Below are 16,120 nucleotides of genomic sequence, written 5' to 3'. Positions count from 1 at the left end.
TGCGGAGCTTCGCACCCGGTTGCGGGAGCTTGCCAATGAGCGACGCCGGTTTGGCTATCGACGGCTATTCATCCTGCTCAGGCGGGAGGGCGAACCGTCGGGCATCAACCGCATCCATCGGCTCTATCGCGAAGAGGGCCTATCCGTGCGCAAGCGGAGAGCCCGCCGCAAGGCCGTAGGAGCACGGGCGCCGATCCTGGTAGAGGCGAAGCCGAATGCGCGCTGGTCGACCGACTTCGTCCACGACCAGCTCGCCAACGGCCGACGCTTCCGGATACTGAACATCGTCGACGACGTCACCAAGCAGTGCCTGGGCGCGATCCCGGACACCTCGATCTCGGGCCGGCGCGTGGCGCGTGAGCTGACGGCGATCATCGAACGGCACGGCAAGCCGGGCATGATCGTCAGCGATCACGGCACGGAGTTCACCTGTAACGCAATGCTCGCCTGGTGCCGCGACAACGGCGTGGACTGGCACTTCATCGCGCCGGGCAAGCCCATGCAGAACGGCTTCGTGGAGAGCTTCAACGGCCGCATGCGCGACGAGCTTCTCAACGAGACACTGTTCTTCGATCTTGATGACGCCCGCGCCAAGATCGCGGCATGGATCGCTGACTTCAACACCGCGCGCCCACACTCGGCGCTCGGATACCTCACGCCAGCGGCCTATGCCGCCAACTTCACCGCAACGGACGATCGGCTGCGCAACCCAGACCAGCTCCGCCGATCGCCCGTTGCTAGCCCCACGCCACACGGCGTAAAACCGGCTGAGGCTCTAATCGCCGCTGGATGACAAACCAGTGGCAGGTCACTATCAGATCAGGTCTGTCAAAAAGGCGCATCTCTTCCGGCTTTTCAGAGGTAACCTCTTCTTTCTCCAATATTGAATTGTAGAGGGAGGCGAGCTCTGCGTCCCCCGATTCCTGCGGCCAAAGCACAGATTCGGCTAGATTTCGTTTCCGCCTCATCAATCGTTGCAGCAAGCAGTCGAAGGATTTCGGACCAAGCCTCGGGTGAACGGCCAAGGGGATGTGCACCGTCACGGGGCGCGTTTGGCCGATGCGATGTGTTCGATCATTGCATTGCTCCTCGACGGCAGGATTCCACCATCTCGTGAGATGGATCACATGGTTTGCCGCCGTGAGGGTCAGGCCTGTTCCGGCCGCGCGAGGGCCCAAGACCAGGATGTCGAAGCCCTGATCATCTTTGAGATGGCGTTGAAATCGGTCCGTGATCTCCTTTCGCGCATCGATTCCGGTGTCGCCGTTGATCACATAGACCTGCTCCAGACCAAACTCGATTTTGACAAGCTCGGCGAACCACGCCTGAACGTCGCGGTTCTCGATGAAGACAAGGGCGCGCTCTTTCTTCTTCTGAATCGCGCCGAGGATATCCAATGCTGCAGTGGTCCTGGCCGACGACAAGGCGAAACGGTCAGGTGTTTCGCCTTCAATCAGTCCAGGATGCAGCGATGTCCGCCGGATATGGTGAAGAAGGGCGAACATTCCGCCGCCCTTGGCGCGCGCCTCATCATACCGCAGCGCCTGCGTCTCGGGCATGATGCGCGGATGTAGCACCCTGACTTTGGGCGGGAGATCGGAAGCGGCGTCCTTCTTGAGCCTTCGTAGTCCGATCGCCGGCCGGCCAGCTTGGCTGGCAAATATCGCCGCATGGAGCTGCCTCATCCTCAGCTCGGTGGGTGTATCGAAAATCCTCCGGAATTCTTGCAAGGGTCCAAGAGCGCCAGGGAAGAGCTGGTCGATGATGGCCCAGATGTCGCGGGTCGCGTTTTCGACCGGGGTCCCGGTCAGACCGATCTTGAAGTCTGCTTTCACCGCCTTGGCGGCTTCCGAGCGCATGGCTGCGGGGTTCTTGAGATTTTGAATTTCGTCGAAGATCGCGACCGAGAAATCGGTGACGGAAAATGTCACGGCATAGTTCGCGAGCGTCTGGTACGTCGTGATGACGAGCTGTGGCCGCTTGGATGCGGTGAGTTCGCTCAAGTCCAGTTTTGCGACGCCATCGTCGATGTCTCGACCACGGACCGCAGGCACCTTCCATTTCTGAAGGTGCTGGCCGTACAGACGTACGGGTTCGCCCCATACGCCTGAGACGAAGTGCAGGTCGAGCTCAGCTTCCCAGTTGCGGAGCAGCGAGGTCGGCGCGACGATCAAGATGGGCCGGCACGCGACCTTGCCACGCGCCATGTGATCGGCCAGCCACGCTAGGAACGCCAAGGTCTGCAGGGTTTTCCCAAGACCCTGCTCATCGGCATTGAGAATACCCGGAAGGCCAGCACTCCAGGCGCTGACCTGCCATTGGAAGGATCGGTCCTGATGGGGCTTGAGCTTTGTTCTCAAGAGATCGGCGGGCATCGCGCCTTGCAGGGTCTCACGCCGTCTGAGCTGGGCGCTGAAGTCGTTGTCCCAGAAATTGCTGTGCGTGACGGGCAGGAACACCGTCGTCGGATCGCCCGGCGGCGCGATCTGCTGTCGCCGCCCGATCATTTCGAGGCGCCGCATCAATGCTTCAACAACGTCTGGAATGACGGGGATCTCACCGGCGCTGTGCTGGATCACCGATTGCCCGTGTTCGATGGCGTGACGCAGCTCCCGCAGCAGATTTTCCACTTCATCGTCTGGAACAGCTCCCAGAATTTCCCCCAGTTCAGGCGCGAGGGAGGGAGGCAACCACTGCGTTCCAGAGCCAGATAGCTGGCCCAAGACCGGACGAGTCCACTCGGCGACGGCGATGACGCGCGAAGCCCATTCCCGCGTCTCAGCCCATGATCGTCCGACCTCGCGCTCAAGCGCCTCAGCATATCCTTCTGGACTCATGAGTTCGTTCAACCGGCCATCGGCCAGGGCCTGACGCTCGATGGCGTCGGTGATGACCTGCTCTGCCTCGATGATGAAGCGGCGCCGTCCGCCATCCGGCTGCTTGGCCGCTTCTGCGATGACCTGCACGACCGGCATCGCCGAGCGGTCGAGAATAAGGAACCGCTTGGGACCGATCCGATAGGCCGGTTGTGCGCTTCGAGCCTTCGTCTGCCGCTGAAATTCGGCCAGTTCAGCACCATGGATCAGAGCGTTTGACGCATCAGGCAAGGCCAAGTCGCCACCACTGGATCGCGCGAGAGGGAGAGCCTCGAATCGCGCGTCGTCAGCATCGAACAGCTGGAGGCCGACGCATTCGCACGTCACAACTTCGATCTCGCCGAGCAGACCCTCCTGATCGAACGCGACCGCGGGATCGTTGTCGGTGCCGAGAGCTGTCCGGAATCGACCGACGGTAAGCCAATGGTCAGCAATCGGGCTTTTAGGATCGAAGCTTTCTGCGACTTCGATCGCTTGAAGGATCGGCGGCGGCAGTCGCGCGGGTCCGTCGACTGTTTCAACGACCGCTCCAACACGACGAAGCGGTATCGTTTTTTCCCCTCGCGCCCACCACCAATCGATCCGGAAGTTGGGGCTTCCCAGTGATCCTCTGAGAGCCGCCTTGAAGACGTATCCAGTGAGCAGCGGTGGAAGGCCAAGAGCGCGAGCAGTAGCGCTATCCAACTGTGCAAGAAGGCGATGAGAGAGGCGAAGAGAGGTCGCCGTAACGTCGTGCTCACGGCCATCGCGGTCTAGAGCATGCAAGCGCGCCACGGCCATGCCCAAGGCGCGGTCCTCCTTGGGAAGTGCCAGCAGGTCTCGGGTGCCACGACGTCTGAGGAATCCGAAAAGGCCTCTTTTCTCCTCGGCAAGCCGTAACTCGCCGCCGGATTGGTCGAAGGAGAATGTGAATGGCGCCGTCACCGGATCTTCCTCTCCACCCACCGCATCCAATTTCCCGCAGTGTCGTGCATTCTTGCATCGTGGTGGCCGACCGGCAGCAGGAAGCTCTCTGCGTCATAGCCTGAGGCATAGAGCCGGGGAGCAGCGGTATCCTCGGTACGGAAAACGTGCACGCGAAAGTCGTGTGAGCCTTCGACGACGATCAGGTTGCCGATCCGCATCACCAAGAGACACGTCTTCTTCCGGGCGCCTTCTTGCTTCCCATAGCTCTCGTAGGCCGGGTCCTTGGTCTGCTGGAAGAGGCTCGCTGCGATCGCTTGGGCGTCGCGCGTCAACGCGACCCAGGCTTCGTCAATACGGCCCTTTTCATATAGGCCCATCCAGAACCGGCGCCGGCTCGCCCACTGGGCGCTGTATGCGCCTGCCGCCTCAGCCCGGGATACGACGTCGATAAACGCCTCCATGCTGCGACCAGCGAGCCAGCGGAAGATGACGCGGCGCGCGTCGTCGCTGACAAGGGTCCAGAATTCGGGTCGGTCTCGTCGAGGGTCGCCATATGCCGTGGTGAGCGCAGGTAAGAGCACCGAACGCAAGTCGGCCGGCGCCATTTTTGACTGCCACGGCATCAAGAGCCGCTGGACGGCGCTCGCGCCTCGGTCGCTCTCGAGCTGCGGTGCATCGCGCGGCGTTATCCACGCCAGCACGCGGCGCGCGGACACCTCGGACTCTGGAGACGGGATGGCGGCCAGCCAGGCTGAGTGGACAGCGGCCATGAAGCCGACGTCGTGCGGCGCTGCAATTCCGCTGGCAAGAGATGCTCGGTAGGGGTCGGGTTCAGCGGCGAGGCGTTGTCCAAATCGCTTTGGACCCTCTTCCAGATCGAGTGCCTCCGGCACCGCCATGAACATCGCCTGCCAGCGGCTTGGCAGCCAAGAGGAGCGGGCTTGAATGATTCCAGCCAGTTTCCGCGTCAGCAGATCCTCCTGGCGCCAACCCGTGAGATAACCGTCGCAGAGCGCGCCAAGGAGTGTTTTGCGGGTGGAGACTGAGAGCTCTCCCAGCAGGAAATCCGCAAGGGCCGCCGGCAACGCGCGCGCGCGACGCTATGGCGCGAACTACGGCCGCCACATCACCTTCCTTCACCGTCGACCAGTCGCCAGAACTCATGGCGGTTGAGATGCGCGCAATCAGTGCGTCGATCTGCTCGATGCTCTGCGGCTGGACAGCGGGATAGGTCAGCTTGATGGTTTCGACGGCGCGCTCGAACGTGACCGGTATGGGGACCGGCTTCAGGGGATCAGGCAGTGTCGTAAGGCTATCGAGCAGCGTCATCTGGCGGCGTTGGGTTGGAGCGTCCACAGCAACTCGACCAGATGGCTCAAGTTCTGAGGGACAAATTTTTCTTCGGTTGGTGAGAACATGATAAGGCGCAGATCTATGCGCCGGTTGGCATCTTTTGCCTCATCCGAATTGTTCTCGCGGATCGGCCGGCCTTTTCCATAGCCTGCCACCGACAGGATTGGCTGACTCCTGAGGTTCTTAAATGCGAGGATTTCTGGTGCTGCCGCCACCATGACCGTGTACACGGCTGCACCTCTTCGGGCGCTTAAATCCATGTTGTGCGCATCCGAGCCGTCGCTGTCGGTATGGCCTTCGACCTGCAATGCGTCGATCACAACGAGGTTGGCGTTGCAGCCGGTCGGGAGCGTCGAGCCCTCTCCATGCACGTAGCACGCGAGCTCATCACGAAGGATGCGGGCGATGAGTTCAAGTTTTGCACGATTGCGAGGCTTGTCGGCGTTTCGATCGAAAAGACCATCACCCTTGAATTGCAGGGCGTCGCGGCTGCCGTTGACCACGACATCCAACTGTTCGTCGTCAGATGATTTGAGACCGTTTTGGTTTCTCAGGAACGGAGGTTCTGGCTCATCTTGGTTTGAGGTTAGGCGGCCTTGGCGTGGTGCTGCAAGCGGCGCTGCTGGAGGGTCTGGCGTTTGATCCTTTCGCGTTCGAGGAGGATGGTCTGGTCGCGGCCGAAGTAGACGTCGGCCGGGGTGAGATTCCCGATGCTCTCGTGATAGCGGGCATGGTTGTAGTGCTCGACGAAAGCCGCGACCTGCCGTTCGAGATCGCCAGGCAGATAGTAATTTTCGAGCAGGATGCGGTTCTTGAGGGTCTGGTGCCAGCGCTCGATCTTGCCCTGCGTCTGGGGATGGTAGGGCGCGCCGCGAATGTGCTTCATGCCCTTGCCGTCGAGCCAGGTGGCGAGGTCGGCCGAGATGTAGGACGAGCCGTTGTCGCTCAATAGCCTCGGCCGGTGGGCGACCGTGATCTGGTCGAGCCCCGATGCGGCCAGCGCGAGATCGAGCGTGGCGGTGACGTCGTCGGCCCGCATCGTGGCGCAGAGCTTCCAGGCGACGATGAAGCGGGAGAAGTCGTCCAGCACGGTCGAGAGATAGTACCAGCCCCATCCGGTGATCTTCAGATAGGTGAAGTCGGTCTGCCAGAGCTGGTTCGGCGCCGTCGTCTTGTCCTTGAATTCAGACGCCGCCTTGATGACGATATAGGCTGGGCTGGTGATCAGATCATGCGCCTTCAGCAGCCGATACACTGACGCCTCCGAGACGCAGTAGCTCTTCTCGTCGGTGAAGCGCACTGCCAGCTCGCGCGGGCTGAGATCCGTTTCGCGCAGCGCCAGTTCAACGATCTCGTCCCGAACCGGCTCAGGGATCCGGTTCCAAACACGGTCGGGCCGCGAGCGATGATCGGCGAGCGCCTCGATCCCGCCGGTGAGATAGCGATCGTACCAGCGATAGAACGTGGCGCGGGGAATGCCGAGCTTGTCGAGCGTGCGTCGCGCCGGCAGATGCGAGGCCTCGACCAGGCGAATGATCTCGGCCTTCTCGGATGCGGGGTATCTCATGTGTCGTCTTCCCCATCCGCGAGCATGCTTTTTTTAAGCAGGCGGTTTTCCAGGGTCAGATCGGCCACGGCCTCCTTCAGCGCCTGCGCCTCCCGACGCAGTTCCTTCACCTCGTCGGAGGTCGCCGCACGCGCCGTGTCGCCGGCCAGCCGGCGCTTGCCGACGTCGAGGAACTCCTTCGACCAGCCGTAATACATCGATGAGGCGATCCCCTCGCGTCGGCACAGTTCGGCGATGCTCTCTTCGCCCCGCACCCCTTCCAGCACGATGCGGATCTTCTCTTCGGCCGAGAACTGCCGACGCGTCGCTCGGCGGATATCCTTCACGATCTGCTCTGCCGGTGCTTTCTCCGGCCCGGATTTCTGTCTCATCTGCGCTCCTGAATGGCTGCGATGATCCAGAAATCCTCCATTCGCGAAAACCCCTAAATGGTCTCAAGGTCGCTGACGGCAGACAACGGCCACGATCCTGCGCATCAATTCGCGGTAGAGTTCCCCGAAATAGGTCTGGTCGTTGTCGTGGCGGGTAGCACGGATTAGATAGACGATGCACTCAGACTGTACGTACAGGTCCGAGCGGGCGTCGCGGATCTTCAGGGCGGTGACCACATCGGAGCGCGGTAGTGACACGAGCCTTTCGAGAGCCTCCTCGACGTCGTCTCGCCGGGTATACGTCGTCCCGTCCGACTTTTGCTTCGTCAGTGGCTGTACTGTGGTTCCCAACGTTGATTCCTCAAGCGACCTGCTATTGCCCTATGTTTAAAGTGCTCATGTCTTTCGGTCGACGGGAAGTGTACACCCTCCGCCAGCCGTTCGCATTTTAATCCCTTGTGCTTTCTGGATGGCGCATTTGGTAGGCACAGATTTCTTACCATTCGAGAAGTGGCACGGCACGGCCGACATTATGCAGGCTGAGGCCCTCAACGCGAATTTTACTGTTAGGCCTGTGGAACAGCGCACGGAGGTCAACCATCTATAGCTTAAAGCGAGCAGCGATGGCATCGCTTGGTTGTCGGTCAGACTCGGTCATCGAGGATCGAGTTGCGGCGATGCCTGACATGATCGATTTCAAGGAGGCATTGAAGCGCACCGACTGCAAGGATCTGGCTCTGCTGGTCGGCAACGGCTTTTCCACCGAGTACTTCAGCTGACGGAATCCACTCGACAAGTCCGGGTTCGTCGCCGAGACTACGATCCGAGACTTTTCGATGCGCCAGCGACCGTGATGTGCATGCCGCTTAGCGGGCTCAGGTACCTATTTGGTATTCTGAGCTGTTACGCGCGAGTTTCCGACGTATGTTACGGATACGATAAGCGTGCGTCGTGTCAATAATGGCCTATGACCGATCAGACTGTGGATGACGGGGGGGGGCGGGTTGGAACCTCAGCTCGGCTGGGTTTGGCTTTCGCAGAAGGAGCGCCGGACTGCGGAGCAGGCGCTTGCCTCCATCGGTCCAGACGGGACGCGTGACGAGCTCGGCTTCGGCGTCGTCCATTTCGCCTACGCCGATCGCTTCTTTCCCGGTACCTCGGTCCAGCAGACCCAGCTGCGGTACGTGTGGTTCACGTGCTGGAGCTACCTGGAACTTCAGCAACGCGAAGGCGGCAAGCCGTTCCCGCGCGGCGATCTGGATCGGATCGAGGACCGGACCGGTCACCGGCTGCTTCGGCATTACGGCTCCGGGGATGGTCACGGCGTGATCGGGGGGCGTGTGCTCCGGGTAGGTCGCAGCCCGGTGGTCAAGCCGAGCGCGGTTTACTGGAACGCGATGCGTAGCTGGAATTTGGTGAAGCCACTCGGCGCTGGCCGCGATGCGCCCGGCCGCGGAGAGATCCATGCCCACTGGGAGGAACTGTCGGGCCGAGGCCCCCGACCGGAGGTCGATGCCGAGCCGCCGGGGCCACTTTTCCTTGACGCGCCGCCAACCCCGGCCAAATGGCGTGCGGCCAATGAGCCGCTCGACTTCGAGCTGGACACCAAGACGGACGAGGCAGGCCGGATCCGACGCGCTTGGCTAAAGCCCCGCGACGGCCACGGCCGTCCAACCTTGCTATCGCGGCTCGCCGAGCGTGGGGTGGCGTCGCCGGGTTCTATGTATGATCGAGGCGTCGTTTCGCTGCTCCACGCCGACGAGAAGACCAGCATGGAGCGAGCGAGGCAGGCGGGCTCGGTCGCGGCGATCGCGCGATCCGTGCACACGACGCTCGTGCAGTCGATGAAGGACGACGATTGCAACGAGGCCCGAGACGCTCGGAGCTGGCTCGACGAGTCCATCGTCGAACATGGCGAGCAAGCGTTGAAGCTGGAACTGCCCGGGTTGGTGCAGGATGCAGCAGAGGCCAACAAGCTGGGTGGTCTGATCCACGAAACCCAGGATTGGCTGCGCAAGGGTGCGGGCGACGTCGGCGCGCTAGCGAACGTTTATCGCGAACGGGAAGAGGCCCAGAAGCCCGGTCGGGCGCTGCTCGCCCGCAGCGGCGATGAACGTCGACAGGGTTGGCGGCCCCGCGCGTCGGCGCCGTTGACGTATAGGTGGGGCCATGTGTCCACCTTCCTCGATCAGTTGGCCGGCCGGTGACCGCTTCTGGCTTCGAACAAGACGCCACATATTCCGTCTTCGAGGCGCTGAGACCGGCTGCGGACCAGACGCTCGACCGAGCGGCCTTCGCGACGTACTCCCTCGACCTGGTCGCAATGGCAGCGCTGGTGCTGTCGCTCAGTCGGGCAGGGGAACAGGAACTCGAGGCCGGCCCGATCAGCCTGGTCGACGCCCTGGAGGCCGTCGCCCCCCGCATCGCCATCGTCTATCAGAAAGACCGCCTGAAGCCGGCCGCGCGCTCCTACGGCGTGCTCCACATGTTCGACCGTCGCATCCACGCGGTGCAGCCCCCCGCGGGATCGTCGTATCACCCCAAGCTCGCGCTGGTGCGCTACCTGGGCCCTCGGGCGACCGTGCGCTGGAAGCTCTGGATCGGCAGCAGGAACCTCACGGGAGGCCAGGACCGGGAGGCCGGTCTCTTGCTGGTTGGCAAGGTCGGCGGCTCGGCGGGCAAACGTGCCGGTGATGTCGTGGAAATGGCGCAAGATCTGCTGGCGCCGGTGCCTTGGATGGCCGCGTTCGGGGCGGAGCTTGGGCGCGTGCGATGGCACGCACCCAATGGGGTTGGCTTCCGCGGATTGCAGTGGCGGCGCGCCGGCCAGCAAAAGCCGTTCAAGACGTCGCTGAAGGCGGCCACCCTCGCAGTCGCGATTTCCCCCTTCGCCGACGACGCCGGCGTCAGGGCGTTCGACTGGGCTCCAGAGGCCACCTTGCTCACCACGCTCGATGCCGCGACCGGTCTTGCCGCTCGGTCTGGTCTTGCGATCGCCACCGGCCGCCCGCCTACCTTCGGCGTCGAGATGCCGGTCGAACCTCCCGTCGCGGCCGCCGCGGTGGACGGCGTGTCGCTGCCGGAACCGGCGGGCCTACATGCGAAAATGCTCCTTCGCCAGAACGGCGACGTCAGCAGGCTCTGGATCGGCAGCGCCAACCTGACGGGGCGCGGCATGTTGGGGCCGAACGCCGAGGTCATGGCCGAGCTCGACGTACCAAAGGAGACGGCGAATTCGCTCGTCGATTTCGCGCGGGACGGCGTGCCGTTCGACCCCAGATCGGTCGAGAGCGACCCCGAGCTCGCGAGTCGGCGAGCAGCCGAGCGCGCGCTGGACGGCGCGATCGCCGCGGTGCTGGAGGCCGAGATGGAGCTTCGCCGCGACGTCGACGGGATCACGCTGACGAGCGCGACCTCCATAGACGCTTTTCTCCGCCAGCATTTCCTGACGGCCTGGTTGCTGACCCGACCCAACGCGACAGTTCCATGGCCCGAGGGAACGACCGCCGTGAGGCTGGTTCGCGGCTCGCTGCCGCAGAAGGAAGAGACGGTGTTGGTCTGCTTCCGTGCGGAGCGCCAGCAGAAGGACTGTCCGGCCCGATCCTGGGCACAAGCCGTGCCCTTTCCCGGACACGATGCGGATGGGCGCGACCGCGCGGCCAAGGCCTCCTATATCGGCCTGGCGGGCGCCGGCGTCTGGGTCCGTTCGCAATTGGAGAACTTGGTCGGCGCGGAGGCGACCACATGGACGGGCGCGCGCCGGTGGGCTGGTTCGGAGTACGCCGGGGCCGGGGACGGCCTTCCCCTCGCAATGGAGGAGGTTCTAGCGGCTTGGGCGAGAGATCCGGACGAATTCGAACGGCGCGCACGCCGGCTCGAGGACGTCCTGGCCGCCTTGGACACCGAGCTCGCGCAGACGCCCGACGAGGAGCGCGACGCTGCCGCGACCGCGCAGTGGACCCAGATCCGAACCTTCTGGTCGCAGATCCGCGCTGCGATCGGCGATGCGCCATGACGCTGGAACGCTTCCAGGAGGCGACAGTGGAGGCCGCCGTCGAGGCGTTGACGAGGCAGGGTGGAAGCCGTCGCTTCCTCATCGCTGACGAGGTGGGATTGGGCAAGACGGTGTCCGCGAGGGCGATCGCCTCGGAGCTTCAGCGGCAAAAGGGCAGGGCGCTCAACGTCGTCTACCTGTGCCCGAACCTAGACATCGCGTCGCAGAACCTGGGCAAGCTGATGGCGTTGCAGGAGAACTGGCCCAGACCCGAGGACCGATTATCCCTGGTGCTCGGCAAGAGGCCATCGTCTGGTCGAACGGATTATCGCATCTACTCCTACACGCCGGAGACGAGCCTGCCCGGATGGAAGCCCGGGCAGCGCACCGGGCGCACGGCTGAGCGCGATCTGATCGGGTCGCTCCTCCTGAAGGCGGCTCCCACCGCATGGCGCGAGATCCGAGCCTTCGACCGCGCTCGCGACGGGAGCAAGCGGCGCTTGTTCGGGCCGAACCTCGGCGAGCCGCCGTCGTACGTAAAGCGCCCGTTCGAGGCTGCTCTACGGGAGTTGATGGGGCTCGAGCGGAAGAAGCTCGACCTGGGTCTCCAGGAACGCCTCGCTCGTTGGAAGGACCCTCTTCCCGAGATAATCCTGCGCTGCCGCGCGGCGCTGGCGATGGCGGCCTTGCGCGACCCGCTCATCCGACCGGACCTGCTCATACTCGACGAGTTCCATCGCTATGCGGACCTGGTCATGCCGACCCGCGCCGCCCCCCCTGATCCCCACGCGGCGGAGCTGCACCACATTCAAAGGAAGCTCGTCGAAGCCCTTGTCGGCAAAGGCGAAAACAGTCCGGCGCTGTTGCTGCTCTCCGCGACGCCGTACCGACTGCACCGGCTCGACCAAGGGGCGATCCCGGGCGATCGATACGGCCATTTCATCGGTCTCGTGCGCTTTCTTCACGGGGCGGCGGGCTCGAGCCAAGGCGATCGAGCCGAGAGCGCCATCCGAGCCCACCATTCCGCATTGGCGCGTCGCGACGACAAGCCCTCCGCGCTCGCCGAGGTCGGAGAAGCGAAACGCGAGTTGGAGGCGGCGCTCCGGCCGGTGATCGCGCGAACCGAACGCGCCACCGCGATCAGCGGCGAGGTCTTCGACCGTCGCGTCAACGAGGCTGTCGTCGAGCCCGGGGACCTCGTCACGTTTCGCCACCTCGCCCACTCGGTCGCGAAGACCAAGGGCGCGATGCGCTCCTGGGTCCAGCCCTTGTGGTCATCGGTGCCGTATCCGGCCGAAACGCTCTTCAACTACAACATCTGCAAGGCGCTCAATTCCGATCTGCCAGCAAGCACGATTGCATCGGGCAAGGAGCGGCCGGCACATCCGCACCTTCGAGCCCTCGTCGACAACCTCATCCCGAAAGCGTCAACCATCGACCTGGATGCGCTCACGCTGCCTTGGCTAGCGCCGACGCGGCCTTGGTGGACGCTGGGCGGGCGCTGGGGCGAGTTGGCGTCAAAGGGGCGGCTGCACGGAAAATCACTTCTCTTCAGCCGTTACAAGGGGACGCCGACGGCTGTCGCAGCCTGGCTGAGCGGCGAGGTGGATCGACGATCGGAACATCGCCGAGACAAGGGAAAAACGGCGGCTTTCCTCCGTCCGACGGCGAAGGCGCCTTGGCCGCTCGTGGCGCTCTTCATGCCGTTCCCGACTTTGTCGTTGGCATTCGAACCGGTGAGGGGCGGCAACCTCGGTCTCGACGAGGTGAGGCGCAGGGCCAGGGCGGAACTGGAGAAATGGCTAAGGAGTAAGGGTATCTCCGTCGCGCCTGCGGACGGCGCGCCCCGAAAGCCGTGGCGGCTGGCGTTCGACCTGGAGCAAGCTGTTGGTGCAGCTCCCGCAATCACGGCGGCGCTCCGGCAGCTCCGCAAGCTCGTCGAGCCGAATTCCTGGCTTCGAAAGACGCCCACGAGAAGTGCGACGAAAGCCGAGATCATCGCGCTGGCCGACTGGATGCTGGGCGCACCCGGTATCGTCGTCGCGCGAACGCTACGCAGGCACGAGCCCGACGTGACGCGGAATTCCGACCGCACAATGCGAGAGTTCCGGTTCGCTTGGGGTCAGCTGCGGCCATATCTCGGTCAGCGCCAATTCGCCGCGTCGATGCAGAACGCCAAGCGACTCAGAAGGACAGGCGGCTATCCGGAGGCGCTTCGGCAAGCGGTACTCGACGGGGGCTTGGAGGCCACCCTCGACGAACACGTCGCCGTGACCAAGCTCGTTGGCAGCGGCGGAGCGCTAGACATCCTCGAGAAATGCATAGTGGGGCGGCCGGGACGCGTCCAACGCCGCACGACGCGCGGGTTGCGGTCCGCGCGCGTCCACGCAGCCGTACCCTACCTCGGCGCCGAACGCCGGAACGACAGGTCCAAGGATAATCGGAAGATGCGGTCCGACATTCTGCGCGAGGGCTTCAACTCGCCGTTCTGGCCGCACGTGCTCGCGACGACGTCGATCGGGCAGGAGGGACTCGACTTCCACGTTTGGTGCGACCGCGTCGTCCATTGGGATCTGCCTCGCAATGCGGTGGACTTCGAGCAGCGGGAAGGACGCATTTCGCGGTATGCGAGCCTCCCCGTGCGACGGGCGTTGGCCGAGCGGTACGGCGGGGCTGCGTCGGCTCCATGGTCCAGCCCTTTCCAGGCGATATTCGATACGGCACGCGTCGCAAAACGTGACGGGCTCGGCTTGGAGCGCTGGTGGTCCCCCGCGGGCCACAATCCGACCAGCGTCACCTTCTCAATGCCGTTCAGTCTCGGAGGGCTGAGGCTGAAACGGCTGCAGGACGAACTGGTTAACTATCGGTTGGCCCTGGGGCAGCCCGAACCGCACCTGTTCGAGGCCATGATCGAACACTTCGAACTTCCGCGTAACGAGGCAAGACGACTCGCCCTCAACCTCTCACCCGCGGTGTCGATACCGCTCTAAAGCTGGGTTATTGCAAGAGTTTCGCATTGGCGCGATTAGGGCCCTTAATCCGGGTGCGTTAACCGCCGTATCTGCCTGCCTTGAAGGCGGCTTTGAAACGAGGCTTCGAGCATACGGGGGGCGGCTCTTCTGCCGATCCTACAGATATCGTCCCTCTTGTCGCGAGCCGTCATGGCTTGATCCGTCAGAAACGATCTCGGTGAAGATGCTTGGATGCGGCTTGCGCAGGCTGAATGCAGCACCGCGGCCATATGCCAGCGCGAGCTTGGACTAACCACCTACCACTTCGTCACGAGTTACGGAAATCTGTTGGCGCTTGTCGATCGCTTCGCGGCGTGAGCGGGTTCCTGAGGTGGAAGCCGCCACACGCTTCAGAGGCAACCGGAGCAGCGGCACCGGGGCCAAATGGTATGGGAATCGGACTCTCACCGAAGTGGACAGGTTGGGATTTGGGTCGCCCTCACCAGATGACCACCGCTTGACTTAGGTCCACCAAATAGGTCCACTGCTGTGCGCGACAGAGCCCTTGGTTATCTAAAAAACGGTCAAAATCCCGTGAAAGCGTCGAAATTTGGCCTGTTTTGAGAGTGTCTCAGAGTCCTAGTCCCCCAGCCATTTAGGTGGCTACGGTACTTAAGTCCCTGAGATTGCTGCTGATGTGTACTTGGCTGGGGGCTCAACCCGACCATTATGGCACAGAGGTATGACACATCTGTCTGGCACAGGGGCTAACACGTGTCGGTTGCATCCCATCTCGAACGCCGTGGCGCCGTCTACTACTGGCGCCGACGGCTTCCGCATGCGGTCGCGAGGCGACTCAGCCGGCGCTTTCTCGTCATCAATTTAAGGACCCGCGAACATATTTCTGCGCGGTATATCGCAGCGCAACTCGATGCAGTCTTTGAACAAATGACGATGAGCAGCCCCGACGCCTGGGTTTCTGGAGAGTAGCTCCAGGCTCTCTTCATGAGGTCGTTGCGGATCCATCAGGAGGTCATCCGGCGGGCGCACTACACGCTGGACGGCGCCTACCGGCCGCCCTCCGAATCCGATGCCGCAATGCGCCTTGCCGAGGGCTGGGCTTACAAGCTGATCGAGAAGGAGGGTCTGCACGCGATCGTCCTCCCTGAAGACCGGGAAGCCATGCATGTTGCTGGCCTTTCTGCATCGACAATCGATGCCCTCGGCGAACTCGTGGAATGGTACACCTCGCCCAAGCAGGCCGCCCATATGCGCTTCTCGGCCGCCCGCGCCCTCTCTGAGATCGGCGCGGCTCCGACCAACGACAACATCGACAGGGCGCTCTCGTTCTTCGCTCGCGCCGAGAGCGAGGCTGCCTTCCGGACGAAGCCGCAGATGGAGGACGAATGCGATTTTGAAGCCCTGATCGAGCGCGCGAAGGGCCACGTCAGCAGCATCGCATGGACGCAGCGGCTTGGCGAGACGACGCAAGTGCCGCCCGTGGAGCAGTCACCGGCCTATACGGCCGATTCTCAGGTGATCCCAAAGACGGATTCTCTTCGCCTGGCGCCGACTGCGTCATCATGTCCAGCGCTGGCGACTGCACCGTGTCTGACCATCTCCGACGTCGGCGAGAGGCTCATCAACGACCGCACTCAGGACAAGTCCTGGGATGACAAGATGGTGCGGCAGGCGCGGATGATCGTCGATCTGTTCGACCGCTTTCTAACCGATGAGCGCAGGATCTCCGACCTGGCAGCGCTGAGCCTCGCCGATATCGACGCATTCGACACGTTCCTGCGGCGAATGGGCAAGAGCTATGGTAAGGCGCCGGCTGACAAGGCACGCTCGATCGCCGACCTGCGTAAGCGCTGGGCAGCCCTGCCGGCCAGCACCGTCGGGCTCGAGGGTAAGACCCGTAACAAGCATTTTTCGTTTTTGACCAGCTGCTGGCTCGGGCACGGAAAGCCGGTATTGCTGTCGACCGCGATCTGACCTTCTCGGATTTCCGGGCCACCCCGAAGGGCCGTGGGCGCAACGATCGCAAAATCCCGACCATCGACGTGTTTGAGACGATTCTCCTGCAGCCAATCTACACCGGC

Annotated in this window: 10 protein-coding genes; 6 read left to right on the top strand and 4 right to left on the bottom strand. The window is 63.1% G+C overall.

Annotated elements, in window-relative coordinates:
• On the top strand, nucleotides 1-793 hold a 793-nt coding region (locus tag AE618_RS19210; protein ID WP_054210698.1), incomplete at its 5' end, for an IS3 family transposase.
• Here the strand turns inward: AE618_RS19210 and AE618_RS19205 are convergent.
• The 4 genes from AE618_RS19205 to AE618_RS19190 all read right to left on the bottom strand — a co-directional run bounded on the left by AE618_RS19205 (nucleotide 738) and on the right by AE618_RS19190 (nucleotide 7,073).
• Entirely contained in the window at nucleotides 738-3,800 is a 3,063-nt protein-coding gene (locus AE618_RS19205; protein ID WP_054210687.1) for a DEAD/DEAH box helicase, read from the bottom strand. The genes AE618_RS19210 and AE618_RS19205 overlap by 56 nt on opposite strands.
• Nucleotides 3,797-4,867, bottom strand: a complete 1,071-nt coding sequence (locus AE618_RS19200; RefSeq protein ID WP_054210686.1) for an EH signature domain-containing protein — start codon at nucleotides 4,865-4,867, stop codon at nucleotides 3,797-3,799. Before AE618_RS19200 ends, AE618_RS19205 begins: the two co-directional genes overlap by 4 nt.
• 240 nt (nucleotides 4,868-5,107) lie before the next feature.
• Complete coding sequence (locus AE618_RS19195; protein ID WP_248310947.1) at nucleotides 5,108-5,638, bottom strand: OmpA family protein; 531 nt, start codon at nucleotides 5,636-5,638, stop codon at nucleotides 5,108-5,110.
• Nucleotides 5,639-5,721: 83 nt separating this feature from the next.
• A protein-coding gene (locus AE618_RS19190; RefSeq protein WP_156330369.1) for an IS3 family transposase occupies nucleotides 5,722-7,073 on the bottom strand; the annotation gives its coding sequence in 2 pieces (ribosomal slippage) (nucleotides 5,722-6,737 and nucleotides 6,737-7,073; 1,353 coding nt in all).
• Between the two features lie 1,004 nt (nucleotides 7,074-8,077).
• On the opposite strand from AE618_RS19190, the gene AE618_RS19175 reads away from it, so the two are divergent.
• The 5 genes from AE618_RS19175 to AE618_RS19160 all read left to right on the top strand — a co-directional run bounded on the left by AE618_RS19175 (nucleotide 8,078) and on the right by AE618_RS19160 (nucleotide 16,013).
• The gene (locus AE618_RS19175) at nucleotides 8,078-9,280 is read left to right on the top strand and encodes a DUF6361 family protein (protein ID WP_156330368.1); all 1,203 of its coding nucleotides are present in this window, start codon (nucleotides 8,078-8,080) and stop codon (nucleotides 9,278-9,280) included.
• On the top strand, nucleotides 9,277-11,088 hold the full coding sequence (locus AE618_RS28545) for a hypothetical protein (RefSeq protein ID WP_054210680.1): 1,812 nt from the start codon (nucleotides 9,277-9,279) through the stop codon (nucleotides 11,086-11,088). The genes AE618_RS19175 and AE618_RS28545 overlap by 4 nt, the downstream gene beginning before the upstream one ends.
• Complete coding sequence (locus tag AE618_RS19165; RefSeq protein WP_054210679.1) at nucleotides 11,085-14,057, top strand: DEAD/DEAH box helicase; 2,973 nt, start codon at nucleotides 11,085-11,087, stop codon at nucleotides 14,055-14,057. The genes AE618_RS28545 and AE618_RS19165 overlap by 4 nt, the downstream gene beginning before the upstream one ends.
• Before the next feature lie 735 nt (nucleotides 14,058-14,792).
• Nucleotides 14,793-15,008, top strand: a complete 216-nt coding sequence (locus AE618_RS29280; protein WP_372690870.1) for a DUF6538 domain-containing protein — start codon at nucleotides 14,793-14,795, stop codon at nucleotides 15,006-15,008.
• 108 nt (nucleotides 15,009-15,116) lie between these two features.
• Complete coding sequence (locus tag AE618_RS19160; RefSeq protein ID WP_156330366.1) at nucleotides 15,117-16,013, top strand: hypothetical protein; 897 nt, start codon at nucleotides 15,117-15,119, stop codon at nucleotides 16,011-16,013.
• Nucleotides 16,014-16,120: the final 107 nt, after the last annotated feature.

Source organism: Allobosea vaviloviae, from assembly GCF_001298265.1.
In the GTDB taxonomy this organism is placed as follows: domain Bacteria; phylum Pseudomonadota; class Alphaproteobacteria; order Rhizobiales; family Beijerinckiaceae; genus Allobosea; species Allobosea vaviloviae_B.
This window is presented reverse-complemented; position numbering and strand designations above follow the sequence as displayed.